Annotated in this window: 21 protein-coding genes, 1 tRNA gene and 2 pseudogenes; 13 read left to right on the plus strand and 11 right to left on the minus strand. The window is 71.1% G+C overall.

What is annotated here, in order from left to right; translation table 11 throughout:
- The first annotated feature begins 15 nt into the window (after positions 1-15).
- The 3 genes from tgmA to tgmC are packed head-to-tail and all read left to right on the plus strand — an operon-like array spanning position 16 to position 2,524.
- Positions 16-444, plus strand: a complete 429-nt coding sequence (gene tgmA, locus ACZ4U1_RS10530) for a putative ATP-grasp-modified RiPP (protein WP_467901962.1) — start codon at positions 16-18, stop codon at positions 442-444.
- Positions 441-1,391: an ATP-grasp ribosomal peptide maturase gene (tgmB, locus tag ACZ4U1_RS10535; RefSeq protein ID WP_467901964.1), complete on the plus strand. Its 951-nt coding sequence runs from the start codon at positions 441-443 to the stop codon at positions 1,389-1,391. The genes tgmA and tgmB overlap by 4 nt, the downstream gene beginning before the upstream one ends.
- The gene (tgmC, locus tag ACZ4U1_RS10540) at positions 1,388-2,524 is read left to right on the plus strand and encodes an ATP-grasp peptide maturase system methyltransferase (RefSeq protein ID WP_467901966.1); all 1,137 of its coding nucleotides are present in this window, start codon (positions 1,388-1,390) and stop codon (positions 2,522-2,524) included. Before tgmB ends, tgmC begins: the two co-directional genes overlap by 4 nt.
- A gap of 640 nt (positions 2,525-3,164) precedes the next feature.
- On the opposite strand, the pseudogene ACZ4U1_RS10545 reads toward tgmC, so the two are convergent.
- Positions 3,165-3,323 (minus strand): annotated as a pseudogene (locus tag ACZ4U1_RS10545) (GntR family transcriptional regulator); the annotation flags it as partial.
- A 947-nt stretch (positions 3,324-4,270) separates the two neighbouring features.
- Between ACZ4U1_RS10545 and ACZ4U1_RS10550 the strand changes: the two are divergent.
- Positions 4,271-4,755: pseudogene (locus ACZ4U1_RS10550) on the plus strand (tyrosine-type recombinase/integrase); the annotation flags it as partial.
- Positions 4,756-4,838: 83 nt separating this feature from the next.
- Here ACZ4U1_RS10550 and ACZ4U1_RS10555 read toward each other — a convergent pair.
- The 3 genes from ACZ4U1_RS10555 to ACZ4U1_RS10565 form a co-directional block, all read right to left on the minus strand.
- A tRNA-Arg gene (locus ACZ4U1_RS10555) sits at positions 4,839-4,911 on the minus strand.
- 75 nt (positions 4,912-4,986) lie between these two features.
- Positions 4,987-6,573 carry an IclR family transcriptional regulator domain-containing protein gene (locus tag ACZ4U1_RS10560; protein WP_467901968.1) on the minus strand — a complete coding sequence of 529 codons (1,587 nt, stop codon included), beginning with the start codon at positions 6,571-6,573 and terminating at the stop codon, positions 4,987-4,989.
- Positions 6,574-6,648: 75 nt separating this feature from the next.
- Positions 6,649-7,929, minus strand: coding sequence for a M6 family metalloprotease domain-containing protein (locus tag ACZ4U1_RS10565; protein ID WP_467901970.1), 1,281 nt, complete (start codon positions 7,927-7,929; stop codon positions 6,649-6,651).
- A gap of 346 nt (positions 7,930-8,275) precedes the next feature.
- Between ACZ4U1_RS10565 and ACZ4U1_RS10570 the strand changes: the two genes are divergently transcribed.
- Both ACZ4U1_RS10570 and ACZ4U1_RS10575 read left to right on the plus strand, forming a co-directional pair.
- Positions 8,276-8,914 (plus strand): TetR/AcrR family transcriptional regulator, encoded by a 639-nt coding sequence (locus tag ACZ4U1_RS10570; protein ID WP_467902268.1) that lies wholly within the window; start codon positions 8,276-8,278, stop codon positions 8,912-8,914.
- 257 nt (positions 8,915-9,171) lie between these two features.
- Positions 9,172-10,710, plus strand: coding sequence for an MFS transporter (locus ACZ4U1_RS10575; RefSeq protein ID WP_467901972.1), 1,539 nt, complete (start codon positions 9,172-9,174; stop codon positions 10,708-10,710).
- A gap of 10 nt (positions 10,711-10,720) precedes the next feature.
- On the opposite strand, the gene ACZ4U1_RS10580 is transcribed toward ACZ4U1_RS10575, so the two are convergent.
- A complete protein-coding gene (locus ACZ4U1_RS10580; RefSeq protein ID WP_467901974.1) occupies positions 10,721-11,233 on the minus strand; it encodes a MarR family winged helix-turn-helix transcriptional regulator in 513 nt (170 codons plus the stop codon).
- Positions 11,234-11,337: 104 nt separating this feature from the next.
- Between ACZ4U1_RS10580 and ACZ4U1_RS10585 the strand changes: the two genes are divergently transcribed.
- Positions 11,338-12,126 (plus strand): dioxygenase family protein, encoded by a 789-nt coding sequence (locus tag ACZ4U1_RS10585; protein ID WP_467901976.1) that lies wholly within the window; start codon positions 11,338-11,340, stop codon positions 12,124-12,126.
- 24 nt (positions 12,127-12,150) lie between these two features.
- On the opposite strand, the gene ACZ4U1_RS10590 is transcribed toward ACZ4U1_RS10585, so the two are convergent.
- Positions 12,151-12,669: a GNAT family N-acetyltransferase gene (locus ACZ4U1_RS10590; protein WP_467901977.1), complete on the minus strand. Its 519-nt coding sequence runs from the start codon at positions 12,667-12,669 to the stop codon at positions 12,151-12,153.
- Between the two features lie 206 nt (positions 12,670-12,875).
- Here ACZ4U1_RS10590 and ACZ4U1_RS10595 point away from each other — a divergent pair, with 206 nt between their 5' ends.
- Together ACZ4U1_RS10595 and ACZ4U1_RS10600 are read left to right on the plus strand one after the other, a co-directional pair.
- The gene (locus tag ACZ4U1_RS10595; RefSeq protein ID WP_467901979.1) at positions 12,876-13,874 is read left to right on the plus strand and encodes a sigma-70 family RNA polymerase sigma factor; all 999 of its coding nucleotides are present in this window, start codon (positions 12,876-12,878) and stop codon (positions 13,872-13,874) included.
- Positions 13,875-14,346: 472 nt separating this feature from the next.
- A complete protein-coding gene (locus ACZ4U1_RS10600; RefSeq protein ID WP_467901980.1) occupies positions 14,347-15,198 on the plus strand; it encodes a TetR/AcrR family transcriptional regulator in 852 nt (283 codons plus the stop codon).
- A gap of 51 nt (positions 15,199-15,249) precedes the next feature.
- Here the strand turns inward: ACZ4U1_RS10600 and ACZ4U1_RS10605 are convergent, their stop codons facing one another.
- Positions 15,250-16,221 (minus strand): helix-turn-helix transcriptional regulator, encoded by a 972-nt coding sequence (locus tag ACZ4U1_RS10605; RefSeq protein ID WP_467901982.1) that lies wholly within the window; start codon positions 16,219-16,221, stop codon positions 15,250-15,252.
- A 62-nt stretch (positions 16,222-16,283) separates the two neighbouring features.
- Here ACZ4U1_RS10605 and ACZ4U1_RS10610 point away from each other — a divergent pair, with 62 nt between their 5' ends.
- The 4 genes from ACZ4U1_RS10610 (at position 16,284) to ACZ4U1_RS10625 (ending at position 22,247) form a co-directional block, all read left to right on the plus strand.
- On the plus strand, positions 16,284-17,807 hold the full coding sequence (locus ACZ4U1_RS10610) for an MFS transporter (RefSeq protein ID WP_467901983.1): 1,524 nt from the start codon (positions 16,284-16,286) through the stop codon (positions 17,805-17,807).
- 239 nt (positions 17,808-18,046) lie between these two features.
- A complete protein-coding gene (locus ACZ4U1_RS10615) occupies positions 18,047-18,808 on the plus strand; it encodes a DeoR/GlpR family DNA-binding transcription regulator (protein ID WP_356145813.1) in 762 nt (253 codons plus the stop codon).
- Entirely contained in the window at positions 18,805-19,752 is a 948-nt protein-coding gene (gene pfkB / locus ACZ4U1_RS10620) for a 1-phosphofructokinase (RefSeq protein WP_467901984.1), read from the plus strand. The genes ACZ4U1_RS10615 and pfkB overlap by 4 nt, the downstream gene beginning before the upstream one ends.
- 284 nt (positions 19,753-20,036) lie before the next feature.
- Positions 20,037-22,247 (plus strand): PTS fructose transporter subunit IIABC, encoded by a 2,211-nt coding sequence (locus ACZ4U1_RS10625; protein ID WP_467901985.1) that lies wholly within the window; start codon positions 20,037-20,039, stop codon positions 22,245-22,247.
- A gap of 100 nt (positions 22,248-22,347) precedes the next feature.
- On the opposite strand, the gene ACZ4U1_RS10630 is transcribed toward ACZ4U1_RS10625, so the two are convergent.
- From ACZ4U1_RS10630 to ACZ4U1_RS10645, 4 genes are all read right to left on the minus strand, one after another.
- The gene (locus ACZ4U1_RS10630; RefSeq protein ID WP_467901987.1) at positions 22,348-23,094 is read right to left on the minus strand and encodes a DUF6227 family protein; all 747 of its coding nucleotides are present in this window, start codon (positions 23,092-23,094) and stop codon (positions 22,348-22,350) included.
- A 158-nt stretch (positions 23,095-23,252) separates the two neighbouring features.
- The gene (locus ACZ4U1_RS10635) at positions 23,253-24,473 is read right to left on the minus strand and encodes a L,D-transpeptidase (RefSeq protein WP_467901989.1); all 1,221 of its coding nucleotides are present in this window, start codon (positions 24,471-24,473) and stop codon (positions 23,253-23,255) included.
- 165 nt (positions 24,474-24,638) lie between these two features.
- The gene (locus ACZ4U1_RS10640; RefSeq protein WP_467901990.1) at positions 24,639-25,661 is read right to left on the minus strand and encodes a P1 family peptidase; all 1,023 of its coding nucleotides are present in this window, start codon (positions 25,659-25,661) and stop codon (positions 24,639-24,641) included.
- Positions 25,662-25,702: 41 nt separating this feature from the next.
- Positions 25,703-26,941: a low temperature requirement protein A gene (locus ACZ4U1_RS10645; protein ID WP_467901992.1), complete on the minus strand. Its 1,239-nt coding sequence runs from the start codon at positions 26,939-26,941 to the stop codon at positions 25,703-25,705.
- Positions 26,942-26,985 lie beyond the last annotated feature (44 nt).

Here is a 26,985-nt window from a genome sequence, read left to right on the forward strand (position 1 = left end):
CGGTCGGCCATCCGCATGAGCTTGCAGGGTGGCCACAGGTTCGCTCGCCGGGTCGCCCCGTCCCGACGGCGAATCCCTACACACCCGCTCGCCACGCTCCCGCCGCAACCGAACGGCGGGCCACCCGAAGGACCGACGAGGGGAACTGCCTTGTACGTGCACTCCGATCGACTCCCGACTGGAACACCGGTGCCGTCCGGCACCACCACCCCCATCCCCTGGGGACTGAGGCGCATGGCCCCGTACCCGGCGATGAGCCCGGGCTACGCGCGCGCCGTGCTGGACCCGGCCACCCAGACCGCCGTGTTCTTCAGCGAGACCGGCCAGGTCATGGAGATGCCCGGCCACGGCACCAGCACCGGCACCCAGCCGCCGACGGGCACCAGCCCCGACGGCAACGGGACCACCCAGGACAACGACACCGGGAGCGACAACGACCAGTGAATGACTCTCGTCCGGTGCTGGTCGTCACCTGCCTGACCGACCCCACCGCCGACGTGGTGATCAACGAGCTGCACGAGCGGGGCGTCCCGGTCGTGCGGTTCGACAGCGGGGACTTCCCGCACGCCCTGTCGGTCGCGGCCACCATCACCGCAGACGGCGTGGACGGCACCCTGTCCACGCCCACCCGGACCGCTGAACTCTCACAGATCCGCTCCCTCTACTACCGGAGGCCCTCCGGCTTTTCATACCCGCACCTCACCGAGCAGGACGCCCGATTCGCCACCACCCAGGCCCGCTACGGACTCGGCGGCCTGCTGGCTTCCTTGCCGGGCTGCCTGTACGTCAATCACCCCTGGAGGATCGGTGACGCCGAATTCAAGCCGGCTGGCCTCACCGCCGCGGCGGCCGTCGGCTTCCAGGTCCCACCGACACTGATCACCTCCGAGCCGGACGCCGCACGGGCGTTCATCAAGCGACACGGCCCAACCATCTACAAGCCCCTGTCGGCACCGGCCTACCTGGTGAACGGGGTCTCCCACACCATCAAGGTCGCTGAGGTAGCACTTGATGACATCGACGCGACGGTCGCCGGCACAGCGCACCTGTTCCAGCAGATGGTCGACAAGACCGCGGACGTGCGCGTGACTGTCATCGGCAGCGAGGTGTTCGTCGTCCGGATCGACTCGGACCTGCTGGACTGGCGCACCGACTACGGCCGGCTCAGCTACAGCCCCGTCGTACCTCCGACCGGCATCACCGACGCCCTGTACGCCTACCTCGCCCGATTCGGACTTGTCTTCGGCGCATTCGATTTCGCCGTCGACCGGCAGGGGACATGGTGGTTTCTGGAGTGCAACCCCAGCGGCCAGTGGTACTGGCTCGAACCGGAGACCGGTCTGCCCATGCTCGCGGCCATGGCCGATCTCCTGGAGAGGAAACCCCTATGAGCGACGTGGACACCACCGCCCTGCGCCGGGCACTCGCCGACCAACTGGCCGACGGCGGCCACCTGCACACCCAGGAGTGGCGCACGGCCGTCGAGTCCGTGCCGCGGCATGAGTTCCTCCGCGCCGGGTTCTTCGAGCGGGTGATCGGGCCAGGCCCCACCGCGTGGCGGCCGGTACTGGCAGAGTCCCCCGGCTGGCTGGTGCGCTGCTACGACGACGAGTCGTTCGTGACCCAGGTGGCCGGCACGATCGCACCGGCAGACATCCGCGGCGAGATCCTGCGCGAGCCCACGTCGTCGAGCACGCTGCCCAGTCTGGTCATTCGGATGCTGGAAGGCCTCCAACTCGAGGACGGTCACCGCGTGCTGGAGATCGGCACCGGCACGGGGTACTCCACCGGCCTGCTGTGCCACCGCCTCGGCGACGGCCTCGTGACCTCGATGGAGGTCGACCCGGAGGTGTCCACCCGGGCAGCCACGAGCCTCGGCGCATGCGGCTACTTCCCGGACCTGGTGGTCGGTGACGGCCTCGCCGGCCACAAGGATGGCGCACCGTACGACCGCGTCATCGCGACATGCAGTGTGGTAGAGGTGCCGTACGCCTGGGTCGAGCAGGCCCGGCCGGGCGGGACCATCCTGGCCACGGTCAACGGATGGATGCACGCCTCGGGCCTGGCACGCCTCACGGTCGGTGATGACGGTGTGGCCCGGGGCCGGGTCCTTGAGCCCGTCTCGTTCATGCTCGCCCGTGCCCAGGTGCCGCCGCTCCTGGGCACGCTGCCCGACCTGGTGGCCGGGGAGGAACGACCAGCCCGGCTCAGCCCCGATGTCCTGACGGACTGGACGGCCCGATTCGTCGCTCAACTCGCGGCGCCCCGCACGCAACGTTTCACACTGTCCGGCTCGTCCGGGACGGAGCACGTCCTTCTCGATGTCGACGCTGGCGCATGGGCGGTGCTCTGGGCAGACGCTGACGGCGCGCGCTCGGTGGTGCGCCAGGGCGGACCCGCTCGTCTGTGGGACGACATCGAGGAGCACCTGTTGCGCTGGCAGGCAGACGACGCTCCGTCCCTGGAACAGTTCGAGATCGCCATCACGCCCGCGGGCCAGCAGGTGGACTGGGCGGGCGGCTGAGACACGCACCAGAAGCCCTTCGGTTCCTGCCGCCGGGCCGCCATGGCCCGGCGGATCCGGTCAGGCGACCAGAGAGGCGAGGGCACGTCAAGGGCGTCGGCGAGGAGCAGCAGATCGCCGACGTCGGGGACGCGTAATCCATACTCCCGACGGAGCCCCTCCACCTGCCCGGGTCGGCCTCCCCGCCGAGCACCGCGCAGGACAGCGGGACGCGCCTACCCGTCCCGACGCCGACACTCCACGTGTCACCTGCAGGGAGTCCAGACCCTCGAATGGGCGAGGTCGCACCGAGATCACGTGGCGATGTGGACTCTTTGTGGACTCCGGACGCGGAACAGGCCCCCGTTCGGACAGAACGGGGGCCTGCAACTCACTGGCCTGCTGCGCAGTCTGTGCCCCTGCTGCGACGAAGTGGAAGGCCTGTCGGAGTAGCCGCCGCCGTCGTTGCCGGTGGCGATGACGACTTGGCCCGTCGTGACCTCGACGATATGGGTGTTGTCGAGAAGGTTCCAGTTGTCGCCGTGGGTGATAGCAACGACGCTGGCGTCTCTTGGACGTCGATGGTGAAGACGATGCCTGTCCCGGCCGGTCGGGCACGGAAGGGGCGCGACTGGGGCACGCCCTGAGGGGGATACGGCGGCTACCGGTTGATCGGGATCCCGTAGAGGATCTCGCAGTGAGCGGCCGGCACGACGATGGCCGCCGTCTCCACGGGTCGCCGCAGATCGCTGTAGTACGTCCGCCGAATGCGCGTGACGAGGGCGGCCTTCTGGATGCCGAGTAGCGACGCCTCCTCGCTGTCGCCCGGGGTGATCGACTCATGTAGGCCAGCGGCTCTGCACAGGTGGGCGCCTGCAGCAGAGCCGGGAGCGCGCTTGGCGGAGCGGAGTGCAGCCGCTTGGTCGCACTGCTTCCCCCTCGGCGAACGCTCGACATCACAGAGTTGGACAGCCACCCACCAGGTCTCACGGTCAGAGGCTTTTGTGCTGCTGTTCTATCTCGTGCGGGAACCGCATCGCTTAGCAGCCACCCCTATCAGTAAATGGTCAGAATATGCCTATCTTGATCAAAGTTGATTATGTGACTCCCTTGGGTGGTTGTGTGCGCTACTACTTCTATGACGTCATCCCAAAGATTTAGGAGTGAGTGTGAGCGACGTTGATGTGTTCAGTGAGTTGAGGCAGGAACGGGACAAGGTTCTGAAAAATTTGCATTCCCGGGTCATGCGCCTTCATAGGGAGGCGGATGTTGAGCTGTGCAAGATCTCCTTGAAAGCGGCCAAGGTGGCGAGGGAGAGTGAAGGAATTCCCTGCTTGGTGCGCTGGACGCCGGGACCAGAGCTGACTATCTATCACTCGGCTGATGCGCCCTGCGGGCGTGTTCGGGACCTTCGGAACTTCAGGCGGCTGAGCGAGAAGATGGCAAAGGATGCCTCGCCTCACAGGTGGCTTGAGCGCTGTAGCGCGTGTTCGTGGTCTCAAGCCGCCATGATTTATGGCAAGGAAAGGTTGGGTCAGGAGTAGGGGCGCGGCAAATGTATGCAGTTCTGGACGGGGGTAGTGCTGGCACGATGCTCGCACGTCGCGATATTGGCAGCGCTGAACACTTGACGATGCTCACGAAGTGATTGCTCACTATCGCGCACGTGCTGTGCATGGTGTACTGCTGTTTCTTCGAACCGCTCAGGTTGTCCGCTGATGGGGGCACGCGGCGGGCACGTCTGCGACTGCGACGGCCGGCTAGAGGGTCACCGTGCGTTGGGGACAGGCCGAGCTGCAGGACGGCCGGCTCTTCGACAAGGCGCCGAAGTCGGCGGCCGGGGTTCGTTCCGTCTCCTTCCCGGCTGAACTGCTTGGCGACGTGACGCGCCACTTGGAGGACTTCGCTGCCCGGGCCGCGACGGTCACGTCTTCGTCGGCCCCCAGGGTGGGCAAGTACGGCGGAGCAACTTCCGGGAGGACTGGGTGAAGGCTCGGAAGGCTGCGGGTGTATCGGCCGATCTGCATTTCCACGACCTGCGGCACACGGGCAACACCCTGGCCCCGGCCGCAGAGGCCAGCAAGGGGGAGCTGATGACGCGGATGGGCCACAGTAGCTCGCGGGCCGCGCTGATACATCAGCACATGGCCAGTGACTGGGACCGCGCCCTCGCAGACCGGCTCGGTGCCATGATCCGGGGCGGTGCGGGAGCGGCCTCCGAGCCCTCCGAGGAGGACCCTGCGGGCCCGTAGTGGCACGTCTGTGGACTACGGGCCCTGGAACGCCGAAGGGCCAGCCTGGGAGGAAACTCCTCCTGAGCTGGCCCTTCTGCCTGTGCCCCCGGCAGGATTCGAACCTGCGACACCCGCTTTAGGAGAGCGGTGCTCTATCCCCTGAGCTACGAAGGCGTGGGTAGGCGTCCTGGTGGGCGCTTGGTCCACAGGGTACCGGATCAGGGTGGGGCGGGGTGGGGGGAATGGGGGTCAGGTCGGGGGGACGGGGGTGAAGCGGGAGGCGGTGTGGAGGTCGGTCTGGATGAGGTCGGCCGTCGAGCGGAGGGCGGGGAGGAGGGTGTGGACGCAGTCCTCCAGGGTGCGGCGGGCCGCGTGTGTGGCCACGTTCACGGCGGCGACGGTGCGGCCCGTGCGGTCGCGGACGGGTACGGCTATGGACCGCAGGCCTGATTCCAGTTCCTCGTCCACCAGGGCGTAGCCCTGGGTTCTGACTTCACGGAGGTCGGGGGGCAGGGGGGTGGAGGTGGTTGCCAGGAGGACTCGGCCCAGTGAGGTGGCGGTTGCCGGTAGGCGGGTGCCCACCGGGATGTGCGCCGTCAGGACCCGGCTCGTAGTCGCTCCGGCCGTGTGCTGGATCTCCTTGCCGTCGGCTGTCAGTACCGCCAGGGCCGTGGGTTCCCGCAGATGAGCTGCCAGTGATCGCAGGTGGGGTTGGGCCAGGCGGGGGAGTGACGTCCGGGCGTGCGGTGGGAAGCCCAGGTCCAGGACGCGGGGGGTGAGGGTGAAGGTGCGGTCGGGGTGGGCGGTGACCAGGCCCAGGTGCTCGTGGGTGAGCAGGGCCCGGCGCGCGGTGGCCCGGGACAGGCCGGTCGCGTGGGCGGCCTCCGACAGGGTCAGCGCCGGGCGGCCCTCGTCGAACGCCGTCAGTACGGTCAGGCCGCGGGCCAGTGACTCCACGAAGTCCCGGCCCAGTTCGTGCTTGGACGCCGTCGTCCACGTCGCGAGGCCGGCGGGCGCCGGGCCCGGCTGTACCGGGGGCGCCGCGCGCAGGTCGGACTCCATCGCCTTCACCGCCGTACGCAGCCGGGGCAGCAGGCTGGTGCGCAGGTCTGCCGCGGAGTGGCGGCTGGTGTGGCTGACCACGCTCGCCACGCAGGCGATGCGACCGGTTCCGGGGTGCCGTACCGGTGCCGAGACGGCGACCAGGCCCGGCTCGATCAGCTGGTCGTCCAGGGCCCAGCCGTCCCGGCGGCTCCGTTCCACCCGTTCCGTGAAGGAGGTGTCCTGGGGGTCGGTGGTCCGGCGCCGGCGCCAGTGGGCCCAGTCCGCTTCCGTCCACTCGGTCGCGAACAGCGCGCCCGGCGCGGTGCGTTCGGCCGGCAGCAGGTCGCCGATGCGGAAGCTGACCGACAGCGCGCGGCGGCGGGTGGCCTGGTGGATGAAGCGGATGCCGTCGAGGTCGGCGACCGCGAGCGACACCGACTCGTCCAGCTCGTCGGCCAGGGCGTCGGCGCGCGCGCCGAGCAGTGCGGGCAGGCGCAGGGCGGCCAGGTAGGCGTTGCCCAGCTCCATCACCCGCGGGGTGAGGACGATGTCCCGGCCCTCGGGGCGGACGTAGCCCATGCGGCCGAGGGTGCCGGTGATCCGGTCCACGGTGGAGCGGGCCAGGCCGGTGGCCCGTTCCAGCGCGCTCGGGCTCAGTGCGCCGTCCGCCTCGGTGAGCCGCCGCAGCACGCCCACCCCGCGCACCAGCGGTCCGACCACCTCCGCCGGCGTACCGGCCGCGGCACCGGTGGTCCCGGCAAGGGCGGCATCCACTGCGGTCATCGCGGGCATCGTCTCTCCGGAACGGCGTCGGGGCACGCCTACGGTAAACCCCGGCCCGTCCCTGTCACTCCGGGTCACTCCGGCTCACTTGTCCCGTGTGATCCGCACCCGGTAGTTGCCCTCCTCGTCCGTGCTCACCACCTGTACGGCGATCCCGTGGCGCGGATCCCTGAAGCTCTCCCCGGGAGCGAACGGGGCGTCGGAGAGTTCGGTGTGGACGTTGGGGCTGCTGGTGCAGCCGCCGCTGTGGCGGTGGCTGTCGTAGACGGTGACGGGGCCGCGGCCGGTGTCGACGGTGGCGTCGACCTTGTAGACGAGGACGCCGGGACGGCACACCGCCTCGTCGTTGCCGCCCTGGGCGCGGACCTCCAGCGCGTAGGTGGTGCGCGTGGTGACCGGCACCAGGATCAGCTTCCCGCCGCCCGGCTTGTACAGCGGAGACAGGGTGTAGTCGACGGTGCCCCGCCCTGCCGCGCAGCCGACCTGGCCGCCGTCCAGCCAGCCCAGCTTCCACTTGTGCCAGCCGAGCAGGTCGTTGTTGGCGCCCCAGTCCTCGCTCATGATGTCCCAGTGCCCGACCGCGCCCCCGCCCTCCTGCGTGTACAGGTCGGGCAGGCCGAAGGTGTGGCCGTTCTCGTGCGGCAGTACGCGGTAGCCGGTGCGGGAGTAGGAGCCGGAGCCGTCGTCCTGGCGGGAGTAGACGAAGGAGGCGTTGGAGATGCGGACGCCGTCGGCGACCGGGGCGTCGTCGTTGCCGGCGAAGGTCACGGAGAGCACGGTGTCCAGGGCGGAGGGGCCGGCGTTCGGGGTGACGAGCACGTTCAGCAGGTCGTACTCGCGGAAGTCCACCGTCGGGTCGGCGGCGGCCACGATGTCCTGGACCAGGTTGCGGTAGCCGGGGTCGAAGGGGGCGCCGCGCTCTATGCCGTAGGAGTGGAAGGATCTCGGCATGCGCAGCCAGCCGGTGACCGGGGTCTCGGGGCGGTAGTCGAGACGGCCGTACGACGCGGTGCGGAACCACTCCTGGGTCTGCGGGAAGAACTCGTGGTAGCGGTCCATCGCGCTGCCCTGGCCGGGTGCGTCGGGGAAGTCGACCATCAGGGTCAGGGCGCGGACGGTGCCCGTGGCGCGGGAGTAGCCGGGCGGGGTGGGCAGGCCCTCGGTCATCTGCACGTCCAGGCCGCCACGGATCATGCAGGGTACGAGTGCGGAGGAGCGGGCCAGGTTGACCGGCCCGGCGGTGGTGGCGGGCGCCGTCAGGTTCCCGGCCCCGGCCGAGGTGCTGACCGCGAGGGTCAGTGCGGTCACCACGGACAGGGCGAGAACCCGGCGCGGGCGTATGCGGCGGCGAGGCGGCGGCTGCATGCGGGGACCTTTCGCGCCACGGCAGCCGCCCGGTCTCCGGCTGCACCCTTGCGCTCACCCTGTGTCGGCGCCGTTGCGGGCGCGCGCTGGAGGAGACCGATCGTGGGAAAGCGGAGCCGCACCAGGGTGAATCCCGGCGGTTGGTGATTGTGTCTCAGGTCACACGGGTTCTTTCGGCGGCCGGGAAATAACCGGGGATCGTTTCCCCGTTTAGCCCTGTGTCCGAGCGAAACGGGGACCCGCTCCCCGGATCGCCCGCGACGCGAGTGATACGCCGAGTGATACGCCGAGTGATACGGGGACGGCCCGCATCACCCCATCGACCTAGGAGTACTCCGTGCCGGCCATGACCGCCCCCGCACCGCGCAAGGCGCCCCGGCCGCGCGCCGACGCCCTGCGCAACCGGGAGCGGATCGTCACCGCCGCCCGGGAGATGTTCGTCGAGCACGGTCCGGACGTGCCGCTGGACGAGATCGCCCGCCGGGCCGGTGTCGGCAACGCCACGGTGTACCGCAACTTCCCCGACCGCGACGCCCTCGTCCGCGAGGTCGTCTGCTCGGTCATGGACCGCACGGTCGAGGCGGCCGAACTGGCCCTCGCCGAGACCGGGGACGCGTTCGCCGCCCTGGAGCGCTTCGTGCACGCCGCCGCCGACGAGCGGATCAGCGCGCTGTGCCCCATGGTGTCCAGCACGTTCGACCAGCACCACCCCGACCTGGAAGCCTCCCGCGAGAGCGTCGAGCGGCTCGTGGAGGAGATCATGGGCCGGGCCAAGGCGGCCGGGCAGCTCCGGCCGGACGTCGGCGTCGGCGATCTGCTGATCGTCGTGGCCCAGCTGAGCCGGCCCCCGGCCGGCACGGACTGCATGCGCGGCGACCGCTTCGTCCACCGCCATCTGCAACTCTTCCTCGACGGTCTGCGGGCCCCCGCCCGCTCCGCCCTGCCGGGGCAGGCCGTCAGCATCAGGGAGCTGCGCGACTCCTGACCGAATCAGATGTCCGAACCGATCAGATGACCGATTAGTTCAGCTCCCGCGTCCAGTCCACCCTCGCAGCACGGCAGTCCTCCGGCCGCCGTGTTCCTCTTCGCCCTTCCGCCTCGTTTCCGCCTCTTCGTCTTTCCGCCTTACTCCGTTTTCTCGTCATTTTTCGTCACGTCTTCCGTCACGTCTTCCGTCACGCCTTCCGTCACGACGTTCCGAAGCCTCGTGGTCCCGAAGGTAGTCCCGAAGTGGGTATCTCCATGTCCGAAACAGCCCTCAAGGCTCCCGGCGTCACCGCTCCGAGCGGTGACGCCAACCGTTGGAAAGCGCTCGTCTTCATCGCGCTCGCCCAGCTGATGGTCGTCCTCGACGCCACCATCGTGAACATCGCCCTGCCCGCCGCCCAGCAGGACCTCGGCATATCCGACGGCAACAAGCAGTGGGTGATCACGGCCTACGCTCTCGCCTTCGGCGGTCTGCTGCTCTTCGGCGGCCGGATCGCCGACCTGTGGGGCCGCAAGCGCACGTTCGTGCTCGGTCTGGCCGGCTTCGCCGCCGCCTCCGCGCTCGGCGGTGCCGCCACCACCGGCGCGATGATGTTCGGCGCCCGCGCCCTCCAGGGCGTCTTCGGCGCGCTGCTCGCCCCGGCCGCGCTGTCGCTGCTCGCGGTGATGTTCACCGACGCCAAGGAGCGCGCCAAGGCGTTCGGCATCTACGGCGCGATCGCGGGCGGCGGCGGTGCCGTCGGCCTGATCCTCGGCGGCTTCCTCACCGAGTACCTGGACTGGCGCTGGACCTTCTTCGTGAACGTCCCGTTCGCCGTGGTCGCCGCGGCCGGCGCCTACTTCGTCATCCGGGAGCCGGAGGGCGGCCGCAACCGCAACCCGCTCGACATCCCGGGCGTCCTGCTGTCCACCCTCGGCCTGGTCGCGCTGGTCTACGGCTTCACCCGCGCCGAGTCCGACGGCTGGGGCGACACGGTGACCGTGTCGATGTTCGTCGCGTCCGTGGTGCTGCTGCTCGCGTTCGTGGTGGTCGAGGCGAAGGTCAAGGCCCCGCTGCTGCCGCTGCGCGTGGTGACCGACCGCAACCGCGGCGGCATCTACCTCTCGCTGGGTCTCGCGATCATCGGCATGTTCGGCCTGTTCCTCTTCCTGACCTACTACCTGCAGATCGTCAAGGGCTACTCGCCGGTCAAGACCGGCTTCGCCTTCCTGCCGATGGTGGCCGGCATGATCACCGGCTCCACCCAGATCGGCACCCGGCTGATGACCCGGGTCCCGGCCCGCCTGCTGATGGGCCCGGGCTTCCTGGCCGCCGCCGTCGGCATGCTGATGCTGACCCAGTTGGAGATCGACTCCTCGTACCTCGCCCTGCTGCTGCCCGCGATGGTGCTGCTCGGCCTCGGCATGGGTACGGCGTTCATGCCGGCGATGTCCCTGGCCACTCAGGGCGTCGAGCCCCGGGACGCCGGTGTCGCCTCCGCGATGGTCAACACCTCGCAGCAGGTGGGCGGCGCGATCGGCACCGCCCTGCTGAACACCATCGCCGCCTCGGCGACCACCTCGTACGTCAAGGACCACATCGCCGGTGCCGCCGCGAAGCCGCAGCAGGACCTGGTGAAGCTCCAGGGCATGGTGCACGGCTACAGCAGCGCGATCTGGTTCGCCGTCGGCATCCTCGCCGTCGCCTCCCTGATCGCCTTCACCTTCGTCAACGCCGGCCGGCCCGGCGGCACCGAGGTGATCACGGGCGAGGGTGTCGAGGACGAGGTTCCGGTGCCGGTGGTGGCCCACTGACCGTGAGCCGTTAGCGGAGCCAGGGAAGGTCCGCACCCGCTTCGTTGGGCTGGAGGCCCTCGGCGACGATCTCCATGATCTCGCCGAGGGCCTTCTGCTGGTCCGGGGTGAGCCGGTCGAACAGCGCCTGCCGTACGGCGGTCACATGGCCGGGCGCGGTGCGCCGGAGCACCTCGTGGCCCTCGTCGGTGAGTACGGCGAACTGGCCGCGCTTGTCGGAGGGGCAGTCCTCGCGGCGCACCCAGCCGTTCTTCTCCAGCCGGGCGATCGCGTGCGAGAGCCGGGAACGGGTGATCTTGGCCTGCATCGCCAGCTCGGTCATCCGCAGCCGGCGGCGGGGTGCCTCGGCGAGGCCGACGAGGAGGCCGTAGTAGATGTGCGGCATGCCCGCGTCGCGTTGCAGCTGCCGGTCGAGGTGGTCCTCCAGCAGGGTGGTGGCGTGCCGGTAGGCGCGCCAGACGCGTTGTTCCTCGTCGCTGAGCCAGCGGTGCTGTGCGGCGGCGGAGTCCGGTGCCGTGTTCATGTATCCACTGTACGAGGCAGCTTCTTGAAACTTGAACAAGTCGGGCGTAGTGTGTCACGGGGAGCTTGAGACTTAAAGTACCTGGACCACTGGGAGCCGCCGCGATGTCCGCCACCACCCAGGAGCGCATGCCCGCCCTGTATCTCAGCCACGGCGCCCCGCCGCTCGCCGACGACCCCGTCTGGCCCGGCCAGCTCGCCGCCTGGTCCGCCGGTCTGCCCCGGCCCAAGGCGATCCTCATGGTCTCCGCGCACTGGGAGGAGGCCCCGCTCGCCCTCGGCGCGGTCGAGACCGTCCCGCTCGTCTACGACTTCTGGGGCTTCCCCGAGCACTACTACCGCGTCCGGTACGCCGCCCCAGGCGCACCGGCGCTCGCCGAAGCCGTCCGCAAGCTGCTGCGCGCCCCCGGCACCCCCGTCCAGGACATCCCCGACCGGGGCCTCGACCACGGTGCCTACGTCCCCCTCGTGGAGATGTTCCCGGCCGCCGACATCCCCGTCCTGCAGATCTCGATGCCCACCCTCGACCCGGTCCGCCTGATGGACATCGGCCGCAGGCTCGCCCCCCTGCGCGACGAGGGCGTACTGATCGTCGGCTCCGGCTTCTTCACCCACAACCTGGCCGCCCTGCGCCACGCCGGCGGCGTGCCGAGCTGGTCCTCCGAGTTCGACGACTGGGGCCGGCGGGCCCTGGAGGCGCGCGACTGGGACGCCCTGCTGGACTTCCTGGACAAGGCCCCGGCCGGCCGCTACGCCCACCCGCGCACCGAACACTTCGCCCCGCTCTTCGTCACCATGGGCGCGGCGGAGGCCGGCGGCGAGCTGGACGCGCCGAAGTCGGTGATCGACGGGTTCTGGATGGGAATGGCCAAGCGGTCCGTGCAGTTCGGATAAGGGTCCCGGGGAAGGCCGAGGGGCCTACATGCGCTTCTCGTACCAGGCCACGTCCCAGTAGCGGCCGAACTTGCGGCCCACCTCGTGGTACGTGCCGACGTACCGGAAGCCGAAACGCTCGTGGAGCCGGGTGGACGCCTCGTTGGGCTGGGCGATCCCGGCGTACGCGCGGTGCACGTCCTCCCCGGCCAGGGCCTTGAACAGGGCGTCGTAGAGCAGGGTGCCGATCCCGCGGCGACCGGCGTCCGGGGCGACGTACACCGAGGTCTCCACGGACGTCACGTACGCCGGCTTCGGCCGGTAAGGGCTGGATGTGGCGTACCCCAGAATCTGCTGTGATGCCAGGTCCGTGGCAACCATCAGCCGGTGCGGGCCGTCTTCCGGGTGGGAGAGCAGCCAAGGGCGGCGCTCTTCCGGAGTGAAGATCGCGGTATCGAATGTGATGGCCGTCTCACGTACATAGTGGTTGTAGATCGCCGTAAGGGCTTCGAGGTCCCCCTCGATTCCCGGTCTGACCTGCACCTCAGCGTGTTCCGACGGCATCTCGCCTCCCCGCGTGGCGGAACAGGGTACTGCATGATCAGAAAATTCGGGGGGCGGGTTGGGAATTCTGTCCGGATTCCAGTCGTTGTTTCCCACGGATGCCGGGCACTCGGGGACAGTCTCGGAGCGAGTCCCAGAGACGGCCCCCCTCGGTGCCGAGCGTCCACCAGGACCACCCGCCAGCCCACCATCGCAAGGGAGCACGCATGGCAACCCGTGCCGTCGCCCGTCGTCAGTCCGCCACCGGCGAGACGGCCGACTCGGCAAGCAGTGTTCGCGCTCATGGCGGCGAGATCGCAGACCGCGACCTGGTCGGCATGTACCTCGACGAGATCGCGCGTACGCCGCTGCTCGACGCCGCCAAGGAGGTCGAGCTGTCCCAGACCATCGAGGCGGGTGTGTTCGCGCGGCAGGTCCTCGACGGCGAGGAGGAGTCCACGACGGACGCCACCCGCGAGGAGCTGGAGGCCCTGGTCGCCGCCGGTGAGCGCGCCAAGGACGTCTTCATCCGCTCCAACCTCCGCCTGGTCGTCGCGGTCGCCCGGCGCTACCCGCGCAGCGGCCTGCCCCTCCTCGACCTGATCCAGGAGGGCAACGCCGGCCTGGTGCGCGCCGTCGAGAAGTTCGACTACCGCAAGGGCTTCAAGTTCTCGACGTACGCCACCTGGTGGATCCGTCAGGCCATCACCCGCTCCATCGCCGACCAGTCCCGCACGATCCGGCTCCCCGTCCACCTGGTGGAGGAACTGGGCCGCATCCGCCGCGTCCAGCGCGAGTTCAACCGCGAGCACGGCCGCGAACCGGAGCCCGCGGAGATCGCCGCGGAGCTGGGCTCGACCCCGGAGCGCGTCACCGACGTCCTCGACTGGGCCCGCGACCCGGTCTCGCTGAACATGTCGGTGGACGACGAGGGCGAGACCCAGTTCGGCGACCTGCTGGAGGACACCTCGGCGGTCAGCCCCGAGCAGTCCGTCCTGACCCTGCTGCGCAGCGAGGAACTGGACGACCTGATCGGCCGCCTGGACCAGCGCACGGCCTCCATCATCAAGATGCGGTACGGCATCGAGGACGGCCGCGAGCGCACCCTGACCGAGGTCGGCAAGGAGCACGGACTCACCCGTGAGCGGATCCGGCAGATCGAGAAGCACGCCCTGCTGGAGCTGAAGAAGCTGGCCCACCAGACCGGTTTCGACGCGGCGGCGTGACGCAGGGGGTGTACGGGGCGTACGCCCGGTGGCGAAAGACGGCGCAAACATGACGTGGTCCCGTCGCTTCAACCCCTGGGCCCGAGGGAACAACCCTTCCGGGCCCAGGAGTGGGCCCCGGGAAACCGCACTCCCCACTCACACCGCACCCCTGGCCGACCGACCTCGGCCGACCCCACGTGAACCACGTCCCGACGCAATCCCCCCCCCGGCGCCGGGACTTCCCGAGCCGGGCTTCGGCGCCTATCCCCCCCGGGCGCCGGAGTCCGGCCTCTTCACGCAGAGGTTCTCGTCCAGGTTCTCGTAGACGTCTGCGGCGGCCTGTGCGGCCTGCCTGTGGGGCCTGAGTGGCCTGCCTGAGTGGCCTGCGGTTCGGCGTGCCGACATGCTGGAATGGCGGCCCACCCCGTACCTGAACCCCGGGGTGGACCGCCGGATGGCAGATTCTGCCACACGGGCATAGCCTGCCGGGATGAGCACCACCCCCAGCCCCGCCCACCAGCCGTTTTCCGCCTCCGCGCCGGTGTCCCTCACCGAACGCCGTAAGGCCGAGACCCGGATGGAGATCGCCCGGGCGGCGGCAGCCCTTTTCGTCCAGCAGGGCCTGCGGGCGACCCGCGCCGAGGACATCGCCCAGGCCGCGGGCATCGCACCGCGCACGTTCTACCGCTATTTCGCCACCAAAGAAGAGGCGGTCGCCCCGCTCTACGCGGCCGGCGCCCAACGCTGGATCGAGGCGGTCCGTACGGCCCCGGCCCACCTGTCCCTCCCCGAGGCCCTGGAACACGCCGTCCACCACACCCTCGTCCCCGGCATCGGCGTCTCGGCCGCCTCCTGGGAATGGCTCCGCACCCTGGTCCGCCTCGCCGACACCAGCCCGGCCCTGCGCAAGGTCTGGGCGGAGGTGTGCCAGGCGTCGGAGGGGGCGCTGGCGGAGATCCTGCTGGAACGCGAGACCTCGGGGGGCGGGGAGGCGAGGGGTGCCCGGGAGGCCACGGGGGGCCAGGAGACCGCAGAGGCCCAGCCGGTACGACCCGGCCCGGACCTGCGGTTCGCCGCGGCCGTGGCCGGTGCCGCCGTCCGTGTGGCCGTCGAGTCCTGGGCCACCACGACGACTCCGCCCACCGGCCCCGGAAGCCCGGCAGCCCTGGCCCTGCGCAACCTCCGCGCCCTGCGGGACTTTCAGTGGAGCGGGAGTGGAAGTGGGAGCGGGGGCGGGAGCGCAAGTGGGAGTGGGAGCGCACGTGGGAGTGGGGGCGGACGTGGGAATGGGGGCGGACGTGGGAGTGGGAGCGGAGGTGCGGGCGGGGACGGGGAGTCGTGAGGCGCGCCCCTACGTCCCGGGCGCCCCGCCTTCTATACCCCGCCTCGCCCCCTACCCCCCGCCCCCCGCCGCCCTGCTCAACCGTCCCCCCAACTCCCGCACCGCCTCCACCAGTTCCGCCGGCCCGTGGACCGAGAACTCATACCCCGCCATCGCCAGCCGCACCGCCAGCCACTCCGTGGGGTCGCCGGTGGTGCCCCGCAGGACGCAGCCGCCCGTGCCGTCGTCCTCGGGGGTCCCGAGCCACTGCCCAACCCGCGCGGAGACCTGTTCCGCCGGCGCGGCGAACCGCACCTCGAACGCGTACGTCTCCTGTCGCCGGTGGATCGACTGCCGCAGGTACTCGGCGGCGCTTCCCGTGGGCAACTCCCGTGGCGGGAACCGGACTCCGGTCGCGAACGGCTCGCTCACCCGGTCCACGCGGAAGGTGCGCCAGTCGGCCCGGTCGAGGTCGTACGCGACCAGGTACCAGCGCCGGCCCGTCGACACCAGCCGGTGCGGCTCGGTCAGCCGGCGGGAGGCGCTGCCGTCCCTGTCGCGGTAGGCGAACCGCAGCCGTTCGTGCCCCGCCACCGTCGACGCCATCACGGTCAGCGTCTCCGGGGCGATGCTCGGTCCGTCCCCGCTGGTCAGCGGCGTGGTCGCGGCCTGGAGCGTGGACACCCGGTGGCGCAGCCGGGAGGGCAGCACCTGCTCCAGTTTGGCCAGCGCCCGCACGGACGCCTCGTCCACGCCCTCCACGGCGTGCCCGGCACCGGCCCGCAGTCCCACCGCGATGGCGACGGCCTCCTCGTCGTCCAGGACCAGCGGCGGCATGGCCTTGCCCGCGACCAGCCGGTATCCGCCGTCCGCGCCCTTCGACGCCTGCACCGGATAGCCCAGCTCCCGCAGCCGGTCGATGTCCCGCCGCACGGTGCGCCGCGACACCCCCAGCCGGTCGGCCAGCTCACCGCCGGGCCACTCGCGGGGTGTCTGGAGGAGGGAGAGGAGCTGGAGCAGCCGGGCTGGAGTGTCGGTTGTCATACCGATGAGCATGCCGCAGATCTAGGACACCAACTGACCTAATGCGGTCCTACCTTTCTCTCATGACGCCGAACGACAGCAACACCGCACCGGGGCGCGGGACGCCCGACCGAACCCGCTGGCTGGCCCTGGCCATCGTGATGACCGCGGCCTTCATGGACCTGGTCGACGTGACGATCGTGAACATCGCCATCCCGTCCATCCGGCGAAGCGCCCATGCGACGGTCAGTCAGATCCAGTGGATAACCGCCGGGTACGCCCTCGCGTTCGCCGCCGGTCTGATCACCGGTGGCCGGCTCGGTGACATCCACGGCCGTAAGCGGCTGTTCCTCCTCGGGGTCGGCGGTTTCACCCTCGCCTCCGCCCTGTGCGGTTTCGCCGTGAACCCGGAGATGCTGGTCGCCTCCCGCATCCTCCAGGGGGCCATGGCCGCGCTGATGGTGCCGCAGGTGCTGTCGATCGTGCACGCCACCTTCCCGGCGCACGAACGCGGCAAGGTCTTCGGCCTGTTCGGCGCGATCGTCGGCCTCGGTGCGGTCTCCGGCCCGCTGCTGGGCGCGCTGCTGACGGAGTGGAACCTGTTCGGACTCGAATGGCGCCCCATCTTCCTCATCAACCTTCCTGTGGGTGTCATCGCCTGGTTGCTGGGCCGTCGCTTCATCACGGAGTCGAAGGCCCCCAGGGCGCTGAAGCTGGACCTGGTCGGCGTGGCCCTGGTGACGCTGGGCCTGCTGATGCTGCTGTATCCGCTCACTCGGGGGCGTGAGCTGGGCTGGCCGCTGTGGGGGCACGTCTGCATGGCCGGTGCGTTCGTCGTCTTCGCGGCGCTGGTGTCGTACGAGAAACGGAAGGCCGCCAGGGACGGTTCCCCGCTCATCGAACTGTCCCTCTTCCGGGTGAAGAGCTTCGCCGCGGGCATCGCCGTGCAGACCGTCTTCGGTGTCGCGCTCGGCATCTTCTTCCTGGTCTGGACGCTGTACATGCAGATCGGCCTGGGCTGGAGCCCGCTGCGGGCCGGGCTGACCGGGGTGCCGTTCTCCCTCGCGGTGTCCACGGCGGCCGGGCTGTCGGTGCAGCAGCTGGTCCCGCGGTTCGGCCGCAAGGTGCTCCAGGCGGGCGCGCTGGTGATGGGCATCGGTGTGCTGCTCTACCTGTGGGAGGCCCACCGCTACGGTCTGTCCATCGCCTCCTGGCAGATGGCGCTGCCGCTGGTCGTGATGGGGGTCGGCATGGGCCTGATCGTCGCGCCGCTGACCGACGCGGTGCTCTCGGAGGTGCCGCGCGAGCACGCCGGTTCCGCGTCCGGGCTGATCAACACCGTGCAGCAGATGGGCAACGCGCTCGGGCTGGGGCTGGTGTCGGTGGTCTTCTTCGGGCAGATCAGCGACCGGCTCACGCTCGCGCAGGTCGGCCCGGCGTACGTCCACGCCTTCCAGCACGCGCTGTGGTGGGTCGCCGGGATCATGGGCGCGATCTTCCTGCTGATGTCCGCCCTGCCGAAGCGGCCGGCCCAGCATGTGGAGGGCGCGGAGGGCGCGGAGCAGGAGGCGCCGGCGGTGGCGAAGGAGCCGGAACTGGTTCCGTGACGGAGCCGGACCGACTTCCCGGCGAACCCGGACCGACTTCCGGACGGAACCCGATCACTTCCTGAGCAGGTATGACGTGGGCCCGGCACCGATCAGATGCCGGGCCCCACTGCTGTCCGGACGCACACCGGAAGTCCGTTCGTGCCCGAATTTGGTCCGAACTTGTTTACATTCCGGAAAACCGGACGTACTCTCCCTGTGAAACCACACGTTCGGGCATGAGGCGGAGGCGAACGGACATGTACGCACCGGAACGGCAGCAGGAGATCCTCCGGCTCGCCCGTGACGGCGGCCGGGTGGACGTGCTGTCGCTGGCCGAGGAGTTCCAGGTCACCGCGGAGACGATCCGCCGCGATCTGAAGGCCCTCGACCGCGCCGGTCTCGTGCGCAGGGTGCACGGCGGCGCCATTCCGGTCGGCCGTCTCGACTTCGAGCCGGACCTCGCCGAACGCGAGTCCACCGCCGCCGACGAGAAGGACCGCGTCGCCAAGGCCGCCCTCGCCGAGCTGCCGGCCGAGGGCACGCTGATCCTCGACGCCGGTACGACGGTCGCCCGCCTGGCCGCGGCCATCCCGCTGGAGTCCCGGCTCACCGTCGTCACGCACTCCCTGCCGATCGCCGCCCGCCTCGCCGACCACCCGGGCATCCAGCTCCACCTGGTCGGGGGGCGCGTACGGCACCGTACGCGCGCCGCCGTGGACGCCTGGGCGCTCCGCGCGTACGGCGAGATCCGCGCCGATGTGCTGTTCGTCGCCGCCAACGGCTTCTCCGCCGAGCACGGTCTGACCACTCCCGACCTCGCCGAGGCCGCGGTCAAGCGGGCCGCCGTCGCCGCCGCGCGCCGTGTGGTGCTGCTGGCCGACTCCTCCAAGCACGGCCAGGAGCACTTCGCCCGCTTCGGCGACCTGAGCGATGTGGACCTGCTGATCACCGACAGCGGGCTGAGCCCGGAAGACGCCGCCGCCATCGAGCGCGGCGGCACGGAAGTAGTGCGCGCATGATCCTCACCGTCACCCCCAACCCCTCCCTCGACCGCACCTACGAGGTCCCCGCCCTGGAGCGCGGCGAGGTCGTCCGCGCCACCGGCGAGCGCATGGACCCCGGCGGCAAGGGCGTGAACGTCTCGCGCGCCGTCGCCGCCGCCAGCCGGCGTACGGTCGCCGTCCTGCCCCTGGGCGGCGCGCCGGGGGCGCTCGTCGCCGATCTGCTCGACGCGCAGGGCATCGAGGTCGCGCCGGTCCCGGTGGCCGGCGCCACCCGCTCCAACATCGCGCTGGCGGAAGCCGACGGGGTGCTCACGAAGATCAACGCGCCGGGCCCGGAGCTGTCCGCGGCGGAACAGGAACTGCTCCTGGACACGATCCGCGCCCAGTCCGCCGACGCCGACTGGATCGCCTGCTGCGGCAGCCTGCCCGGGGGGCTCGCGCCCTCCTGGTACGCCGACGTCGTCACGCGGGCGCACGCCGGAGGCGCACGTATCGCGCTGGACACCTCGGGGCGTGCGCTCCTGGAGGCGCTGCGCGCCCGGCCCGACGTGGTGAAGCCGAACGCCGAGGAACTGGCGGAAGCCGTCGGGCGCCCCCTGGTGACCGTGGGGGACGCGCTCAAGGCGGCCGAGGAAGTGCGCGCGCTGGGCGCACGCGCCGTGCTCGCGAGCCTGGGCGCCGACGGCCAGCTCCTGGTGTCGGACACCGGCGCGTGGTTCGGCAGCGCGCGCGTCGTCGCCGTCCGCAGCAACGTCGGCGCCGGCGACGCCTCCCTGGCCGGCTTCCTCATCGCCGGCGGCACCGGCCCCGAGGCCCTCGCCTCAGCCGTCGCCCATGGCGCAGCCGCCGTCCAGCTCCCCGGCAGCGTGATGCCGACCCCGGCCGACCTGGATCCCGCGGCGGTGACGGTCACGGCCGACGTCCCGCTGGACCGCGAACTGACGGAGCCGGTGTCATGACCTCGCTCGCGCGTGGCGGTACCCGCCCCGGATTCCGCCGGCTGGGCGGACGCGCCGGGACCGCGACGCCGAAACCGCCCGCCCGACCGGCCTCCGAGCGGCGAGGCTCCCCGTTACTCGCCGCGGCCACGGGGCGGCACGGCCCACCCGTGCCGCCGTGCCGCCCGCGGGAGGCGGGGTTCCCCCGGCCTCGCCTTCCGCACCACCCCGTCCCCCCACCGCACCCCCGTCCCCACCCCCGCCCACTTCTCTCCCCGGGCGGTACGCGTGCATAGGAGCCCGCGATGAGCGAAATGATCACCGCGGACCTGGTCGATCTCGACCTGTCCGCCGACACCAAGGAAGCGGCGGCCCGTGCCCTCGCCCGGCGCATGGTGGCCCAGGGCCGGGTGACCGACCTGGAGGGCTTCCTCGCCGACGTCGCCGCCCGTGAGGCCCAGATGCCGACCGGCCTCGACGGCGGTATCGGCATCCCGCACTGCCGCAGCGCCCATGTCACCGAGCCGACCCTCGCCTTCGGGCGCAGCGCCGCCGGTGTCGACTTCGGTGCCGCGGACGGCCCGGCCGACCTCATCTTCCTGATCGCGGCCCCCGCCGGCGCCGACGACGCCCACCTCACGATCCTCTCCTCCCTCGCCCGCCAGCTGATGAACGCCGAGTTCACGGACGCGCTGCGGTCGGCGGGGGACGCGGCCACGGCGGCGGCGCTGATCCGCGGGGACGAGGCGCCGACGGCCGCGGGCGAGGGTGCGGGCGGTGCGGCGGACGCAGCGGACGCGGGCTCTCCCCAGGGCGCCCCGGGCTCTCCCCAGGGCGCCGTGGGCACTCCCCCTCCTCAGGGTGCCGCGGACGCCTCCGAAGACACCGCTGCGGCGTCGGTGGCGGCCTCCGCCGACGCCGCGGCGGGCACCAGGGCCCCGGCTCCGGGCGCGACCGTCGCCGGCGGATCCGCCCCGGCGCCGGGTGCCACCCCCGCCCCGGGCGAGCGCCCCTTCCGTGTCGTCGCCGTCACCTCCTGTCCGACCGGCATCGCCCACACCTACATGGCGGCCGAGTCGCTGGAGAACGCCGGCCGTGAGGCGGGCATCGAGCTGGCCGTCGAGACCCAGGGCTCGGCCGGCTTCACCCGGCTGGACCCGGCGGTGATCGCGGCGGCGGACGGCGTGATCTTCGCGCACGACGTCCCCGTCCGCGACAAGGACCGCTTCGCGGGCAAGCCGACCGTCGACGTGGGCGTGAAGGCGGGCATCAGCCGCCCCGCCCAGCTCATCGCGGAAGTACGCGAGAAGGCGGCGCGCGGCGAGGCGAGTGCCCCGGCGCAGGCGCCGTCCGGCACGCCGGTCGAGCGCGCGGGCGACTCCACCGAGGGCTACGGCACCAAGCTCCGCAAGTGGCTGATGTCCGGCGTCAGCTACATGGTCCCGTTCGTCGCCGCGGGCGGCCTCCTCATCGCACTGGGCTTCGCGATCGGCGGCTACAAGATCAACAAGGCGCCGTCGGTGATGGACCACTTCGTGTGGACCCAGGCCGACAGCTGGGGCGCGCTGCTGTTCCAGATCGGCGTGGTGTCCTTCGGCTTCCTGGTCCCGGTCCTCGCCGGTTACATCGCCTACGGCATGGCCGACCGGCCCGGCCTGGTCCCCGGCTTCGTCGGCGGCGCGATCTCGGTGACCATCAACGCGGGCTTCCTCGGCGGCCTGGCGGCCGGTCTGATCGCCGGTGGCGTGGTGCTGGCCATCCAGAGAGTGCAGATCCCCGCGGCGTTGCGCGGCATCATGCCCGTGGTGGTGATCCCGCTGATCTCCGCGGCGATCGTCGGATTCCTGATGTTCGTCGTGATCGGCAAGCCCATCGCCGGCGCCCAGAAGGGCCTGACCGACTGGCTGAGCGGGCTCACCGGCACCAACGCCATCCTGCTCGGCGCCCTGCTCGGCCTGATGATGTGCTTCGACCTGGGCGGCCCGGTCAACAAGGTCGCCTACACCTTCGCCACCGCCGGCATCGCCGTCGCCACCCCCAGCGACTCCGCCATGAAGATCATGGCCGCGGTGATGGCGGCCGGCATGGTCCCGCCGCTGGCGATGGCCCTGGCCACCACCGTGCGCGGCCGGCTGTTCACCCCGGCCGAGCGCGAGAACGGCAAGGCCGCCTGGGTGCTGGGCGCCTCCTTCATCTCCGAGGGCGCGATCCCGTTCGCGGCGGCCGACCCGCTGCGGGTCATCCCGTCCTCCATGGTGGGCGGCGCGCTCACCGGTGCCCTGTCGATGGGCTTCGGTGCCACCCTGCGCGCCCCGCACGGCGGCATCTTCGTGGTCCCGCTGATCGGCAACCCGCTGCTGTACCTGGTGGCGATCGCGGCCGGTGTCTGCGTCACCACGGCCCTGGTGGTCCTCCTCAAGGGCCTGCGCAAGCCGAGCCCCGAGTCCGCGGCCGCCGACCCGGCCGCGCAGGAGGCGGCCGCTCCCAAGGGGGCCAAGCAGCCGATAGCCGCCTGACGGCAGCCGCGCCCGCTCCGGCAGCCACGCCGCGGGCCATAGCGAGACACTCAGGGTCCGGGACGGGCAGTCCCGGACCCTGCCCCGTGAGGCGGGCGCTCTACCCCTGCCGGGCCGCGCGCCGCTCCATCGCGTCCCGCGCCGCGTCCTCCGACATGTACACCTCGCACATGTGGCGCCCGTCGGGCGTCGCCGTGTGCTCGACCTCCCACAGGGAGATCTCGGTGCCGTCGGGCAGCAGGAAGGCGTGCTCGTACAGCGCGTAGCTCAGCCCCGTCCGGCCGGCCCGGCCGGGGCGGCCGAACGCCTGGGTGATCTGGTGGGCGGTCGCCGTCGCCAGCAGGGCCGCCGTCTCAGCGCCGGGCCGGTCGGAGTTCTCGGCGCGGCGCAGCAGCCGGCGCGCGTGGTCCGCGGAGTCGTCGGAGGCGAACACCTGCCGGGGCTCGGGGATCGCCCACAGCCGCATCAGCGCGGGCAGCTCGAAGTCCTGCGGCTCCGGAGGCAGGCCGAGTCGGGCCGTGGCGGCCTGTAGCTCCTCCTCGTCGACGTACACCTCGTGCTGCGCGGCACTGCCGGGCGTGGGGTTGTGCACCAGCTCCCACAGCGTGACCGCCGCGCCGTCGGCGAGCAGCCAGGTGTGCCGGTACGTCTCCCGGTGCAGCCCCGCGCTGTGGTACGCGGAGTGCAGCGAACTGTCGTGCGCCAGCGCGCAGTCGAGGCGCCGTATCACCTCGTCGGGCAGCTCGAACGAGTTCAGGGCACGGCCGAGGAGTCGCGCGAGATGCTCCTCAGGAGACTCGGGCGACTCGGCTGGTTCGTACGCTGCGGTCTCGTACGGAACGCTCAAGGTTTCTCCCGGCGTTGCTGCATGTCACCTTGTGGGTGCATACCGTAGCCCCTCGGTCGGACATCATGTCCGGGAACCGAGAAAACGTACGCCAGGAAAACGCCGGGGCCGCGCGAAAAGTTCCCGCGCGGCCCCGTCACCCCGTCAAAAACCGCCGCTCAGGCGGCGCTCCCCGCGGTCCAGGCGCTCCACGACATGTTCCAGCCGTTGAGCCCGTTGTCGGGGGAGACCGTCGTGTCGGGGGAGTTCTTCACGATCACGACGTCCCCGATGAGCGAGTTGTCGTAGAACCACTTGGCCTCTGTGGCGCCCTGCGCGCCCTGCACGTCCGCCAGGCCGACGCAGCCGTGGCTGGTGCCCGTGCGCCCGAAGGGCGGGTTGCCCCGATTGTACCAGTAGTTGCCGTGGATGAACGTCCCCGACGTCGTCAGCCGCATCGCGTGCGGCACGTCCGGAATGTCGTACTCCCCACCGAAGCCGACCGTCGAGCCGTTCATCCGGGTCTGCACGAACTTCTCGGAGATCACCATCTGCCCGTTGTACGTGGTGTGCTGCGGGCTGCCCGCCGAGATCGGCACCGTCTTGAACGTCTTGCCGTCCCGCACCACCGTCATGGTCTGCGTGTTCACGTCGACCGTGGAGACCTGCGAGCGTCCGATCGTGAAGGAGACGGTTTTCTTCTGCACGCCGTAGACGCCCTTCGCGCCCTCGACGCCGTCCAGGTCGATCTTCAGCGTGACCTTGGACCCGGCCTTCCAGTAGTCCTGCGGCCGGAAGTCGAGCCGCCGGTCCCCGAACCAGTGCCCGACCACCTGCTGGCCGCTGGTGGAGTTGACCGTGATGTGGGACTGCACGGCCTTCTTGTCGGTGATGGACTTGTCGAACGTGAACGACACCGGCATGCCCACGCCGACCGTCGCGCCGTTGTCCGGCGTGTAGGTGCCGATGAAGCTGTTCGACGAGCTGACGGTGGTGAAGATGGAGTTGGCCGCCGCCGTACGCCCCTCGGCGTCCTTGGCGGTCGCGGCTATCTGGTACTTGGTCCCGCGCTCGAGCTGCTCCTTCGGCTTCCAGGTGTGGCCGTCCGCCGATATCGCCCCCGGCACGGTCTGCCCCGACCCCGCCACCGTCATCTTCACGTCGGTCAGCCTGCCGTCGCTGACCTTCACCCCGGTGGCGTTGATGGACGCCCCGGTCGAACCGTCCTTGGCCGAGATCGCGATCTTCGCCGTCGACGTCTTCGGGGAGTCCTTGCCGCCCTTGCCGTCGTCGTTGTTCGCGTTGGCGTTGCCGCCGCAGGCGGTCAGGGTGAGGGCGCCGACCATCAGGGCGGCACAGGCCCCGAGTGCGCGCCGCGCTGCAATGTCCGGCGTTGTCACGGGCTGCTCCAGGTTCGTGTGATGTGCGTGGTCCGTTCCAGTGCGTGGAGAAAGAGGGCTCCGGCACTGCGGAAGGTTCCCCTCCACTCCCGTGAACGCCATCACGTGACAGAACCGCGACAATCCAGGGCTCAACCCCCCGCCCCTGACGCCGGCGGAGCGCCCTTACCGGCCGTACAACTCCCCGTACGACGGCCACACTCCGCCCGGTCCGGCGGTCGACTCGGCGGCGCGCACGGCCCGTACGATCGCGCGGGTCACCAGGTCCGCGCCGGCGGCCAGGATGTCGTTGAGCGCCAGCGGGTGCGGGTCGAGCGGGCGCGTGCCGGTCGCCAGCGCGAACACCGTGTCGCCGTCGTGCAGGAGGTGCACCGGGCGCACGGCGCGCGCGATCCCGTCGTGCGCCGTGCCCGCCAGTTTCTGGGCCTGCGCCTTGGTGAGGTCCGCGTCCGTGGCGACCACCGCCAGCGTCGTGTTGAGCGGCGCGGGCGCGTTTCCGGCGGCGGCCTCGTCCAGGCGCCGGAGCGCGGCGGCGTGCACGCGCTCGTCCGGGTACTCCACCCGCCCCTGGAACAACTCGCCGTACAACGCGCCCGTTTCGGGATCCAGCACCGCCCCCGCCGCGTTCGCGACCACCAGCGCCGCCACGGTGGTCCCCGAGGCGAGCACCGTACTCGCGGTGCCCACCCCGCCCTTGAGCCGCCCGGCGACGGCGCCCGTGCCGGCGCCGACGCACCCCTGCGGAACCCGCGCACCCGGCACAGAGGCCGCCGCGTCCTCGACCGCCGCGCGTCCCGTCGCCGCGTCCGGACGCGCCCGGAAGTCGCCGCCGCGCCCCAGGTCGAAGACGCACGCGGCCGGCACCACCGGCACGACATGCGCCGGATCCACCCCCACCGGCACCCCGCGCCCCTGCTCCTCCAGCCAGGCCATCACCCCGGAGGCCGCGTCGAGCCCGTACGCGCTGCCCCCGGTCAGCACGACGGCGTCGACCTTCTGCACCACGTTGCGCGGGTCGAGCGCGTCGGTCTCCTTGGTGCCGGGGCCGCCGCCGCGCACGTCCACGGCGGCGACGGCGCCGCCCTCGGGGGCGAGGACGACCGTGGTACCGGTGAGCCAGCCGTCGCCGCTGCGGGTGGCGTGCCCCACCCGCAGCCCGGCGACATCCGTCAAAGCGTCAGCTGTCATGGACGCCAGTCTGGCCCAGCCGGCGCCCCCGGCCGAAGGACTCAGGCGGCCGGGGCGGCGGCGCCCGCCTCGCGTTCCCGGGCGGCCATGCGCGCCGTCAGGATCACCCCGGTCGCCACCGCCGCCGAGGACACGAGCCCCGCCACGAGCACCGCCCACTCGCCCAGGAAGGTGCAGCAGATGACCAGCAGAGCCGTGACCGGGAGGACGAGCTGCTGGGCGAGGCCGACCTTGAAGTGGCGGGAGTGCAGTGCCCACACGGTCAGCAGGTACAGCGCGGTCGGCAGGGTGACGGCGGCCGAGGCGGACAGCGTGGAGATGTGCGCCTTGCCGACCGCCTGCTCCACGGCCACCTCCAGACCCGCGCCGATCGCCGCCGCCGAGGCGAAGACCAGGTAGTGCCCGTACCCCCAGACGAACGCCCGCCGCGTGGAGCGCAGGTGCCCGTGGATGGGCACCACGAAGTAGATCCACCACGCGGCGAAGACGATCAGCAGCCCGCCCGCCGCGATGGGCAGCAGCTCGCCCAGCGCGTCGTGCTCGTCCACGCCCGACTTCACGGCGACCGTCGCCGCGGCGATCGTCTCGCCGAGCACGATGATCGTGAACAGGCCGTACCGCTCGGCGATGTGGTGCGGGTGCCAAGAGGTCTCCTGGACCTTCTCGGCGTACAGCGGCACGTACAGTTCCGCGATCAGCATCACGAGGAACACCCACGGCCGGTACGGTTCGGGCAGCAGCACCAGGCCGAGCCAGCCGACCTGGCACAGCAGCACGCCGTACGCGTACCGCAGCGCGGTGGTCCGTTCCGCGCCCGTGGCCGATCTCGCGGCTCTCAGCCACTGCGAGGCCATCGCCAGCCGCATGATCACATAGCCGAGCCAGACCAGCAGGAAGTCGTGCTGCGCGGCGGCCCGGGAGATGCCGGCGGCCAGGACCAGGACGCCGGCGATCTGCACCAGGGTGACGACCCGGTAGAGCGCGTCGTCGTTGTCGTACGCCGAGGCGAACCAGCTGAAGTTCATCCAGGCCCACCAGATGGCGAAGAACACCATCGCGTAGTTGAGGATGCCCTCGCCCGCGTGCCCTTCCGCGACGGCGTGCACCAGTTGCACGCCCGCCTGCGCGATCGCCACGACGAAGCACAGGTCGAAGAACAGCTCCAGCGGGGAGGCGACGCGGTGTGCCTCGTCGCGCCCGCGCGCGGTGAGCCTTCGCAGGGGGCCGGAGGGCTGTGGTGCGCCCGAGGGGGCGGGCGCCGGGGCGGAACTCGACGTCATGGTCCCAGCACAGCAGAAAACCGCCCCGAAATCTTGTGAACGCA

It is taken from the genome of Streptomyces sp. NPDC028928 (genome assembly GCF_055564915.1).

What these genes read in the sequence shown, in the direction of transcription:
- tgmA (WP_467901962.1), top strand. Translation starts at nt 16, where the DNA reads ATGAGCTTGCAGGGTGGCCACAGGTTCGCTCGCCGGGTCGCCCCGTCC.
- tgmC (WP_467901966.1), top strand. Translation starts at nt 1,388, where the DNA reads ATGAGCGACGTGGACACCACCGCCCTGCGCCGGGCACTCGCCGACCAA.
- ACZ4U1_RS10560 (WP_467901968.1), bottom strand. Translation starts at nt 6,573, where the DNA reads ATGCCCGCGATGACCGCAGTGGATGCCGCCCTTGCCGGGACCACCGGT.
- ACZ4U1_RS10565 (WP_467901970.1), bottom strand. Translation starts at nt 7,929, where the DNA reads ATGCAGCCGCCGCCTCGCCGCCGCATACGCCCGCGCCGGGTTCTCGCC.
- ACZ4U1_RS10570 (WP_467902268.1), top strand. Translation starts at nt 8,276, where the DNA reads ATGACCGCCCCCGCACCGCGCAAGGCGCCCCGGCCGCGCGCCGACGCC.
- ACZ4U1_RS10575 (WP_467901972.1), top strand. Translation starts at nt 9,172, where the DNA reads ATGTCCGAAACAGCCCTCAAGGCTCCCGGCGTCACCGCTCCGAGCGGT.
- ACZ4U1_RS10580 (WP_467901974.1), bottom strand. Translation starts at nt 11,233, where the DNA reads ATGAACACGGCACCGGACTCCGCCGCCGCACAGCACCGCTGGCTCAGC.
- ACZ4U1_RS10585 (WP_467901976.1), top strand. Translation starts at nt 11,338, where the DNA reads ATGTCCGCCACCACCCAGGAGCGCATGCCCGCCCTGTATCTCAGCCAC.
- ACZ4U1_RS10590 (WP_467901977.1), bottom strand. Translation starts at nt 12,669, where the DNA reads ATGCCGTCGGAACACGCTGAGGTGCAGGTCAGACCGGGAATCGAGGGG.
- ACZ4U1_RS10595 (WP_467901979.1), top strand. Translation starts at nt 12,876, where the DNA reads ATGGCAACCCGTGCCGTCGCCCGTCGTCAGTCCGCCACCGGCGAGACG.
- ACZ4U1_RS10600 (WP_467901980.1), top strand. Translation starts at nt 14,347, where the DNA reads ATGAGCACCACCCCCAGCCCCGCCCACCAGCCGTTTTCCGCCTCCGCG.
- ACZ4U1_RS10605 (WP_467901982.1), bottom strand. Translation starts at nt 16,221, where the DNA reads ATGACAACCGACACTCCAGCCCGGCTGCTCCAGCTCCTCTCCCTCCTC.
- ACZ4U1_RS10610 (WP_467901983.1), top strand. Translation starts at nt 16,284, where the DNA reads ATGACGCCGAACGACAGCAACACCGCACCGGGGCGCGGGACGCCCGAC.
- ACZ4U1_RS10615 (WP_356145813.1), top strand. Translation starts at nt 18,047, where the DNA reads ATGTACGCACCGGAACGGCAGCAGGAGATCCTCCGGCTCGCCCGTGAC.
- pfkB (WP_467901984.1), top strand. Translation starts at nt 18,805, where the DNA reads ATGATCCTCACCGTCACCCCCAACCCCTCCCTCGACCGCACCTACGAG.
- ACZ4U1_RS10625 (WP_467901985.1), top strand. Translation starts at nt 20,037, where the DNA reads ATGAGCGAAATGATCACCGCGGACCTGGTCGATCTCGACCTGTCCGCC.
- ACZ4U1_RS10640 (WP_467901990.1), bottom strand. Translation starts at nt 25,661, where the DNA reads ATGACAGCTGACGCTTTGACGGATGTCGCCGGGCTGCGGGTGGGGCAC.
- ACZ4U1_RS10645 (WP_467901992.1), bottom strand. Translation starts at nt 26,941, where the DNA reads ATGACGTCGAGTTCCGCCCCGGCGCCCGCCCCCTCGGGCGCACCACAG.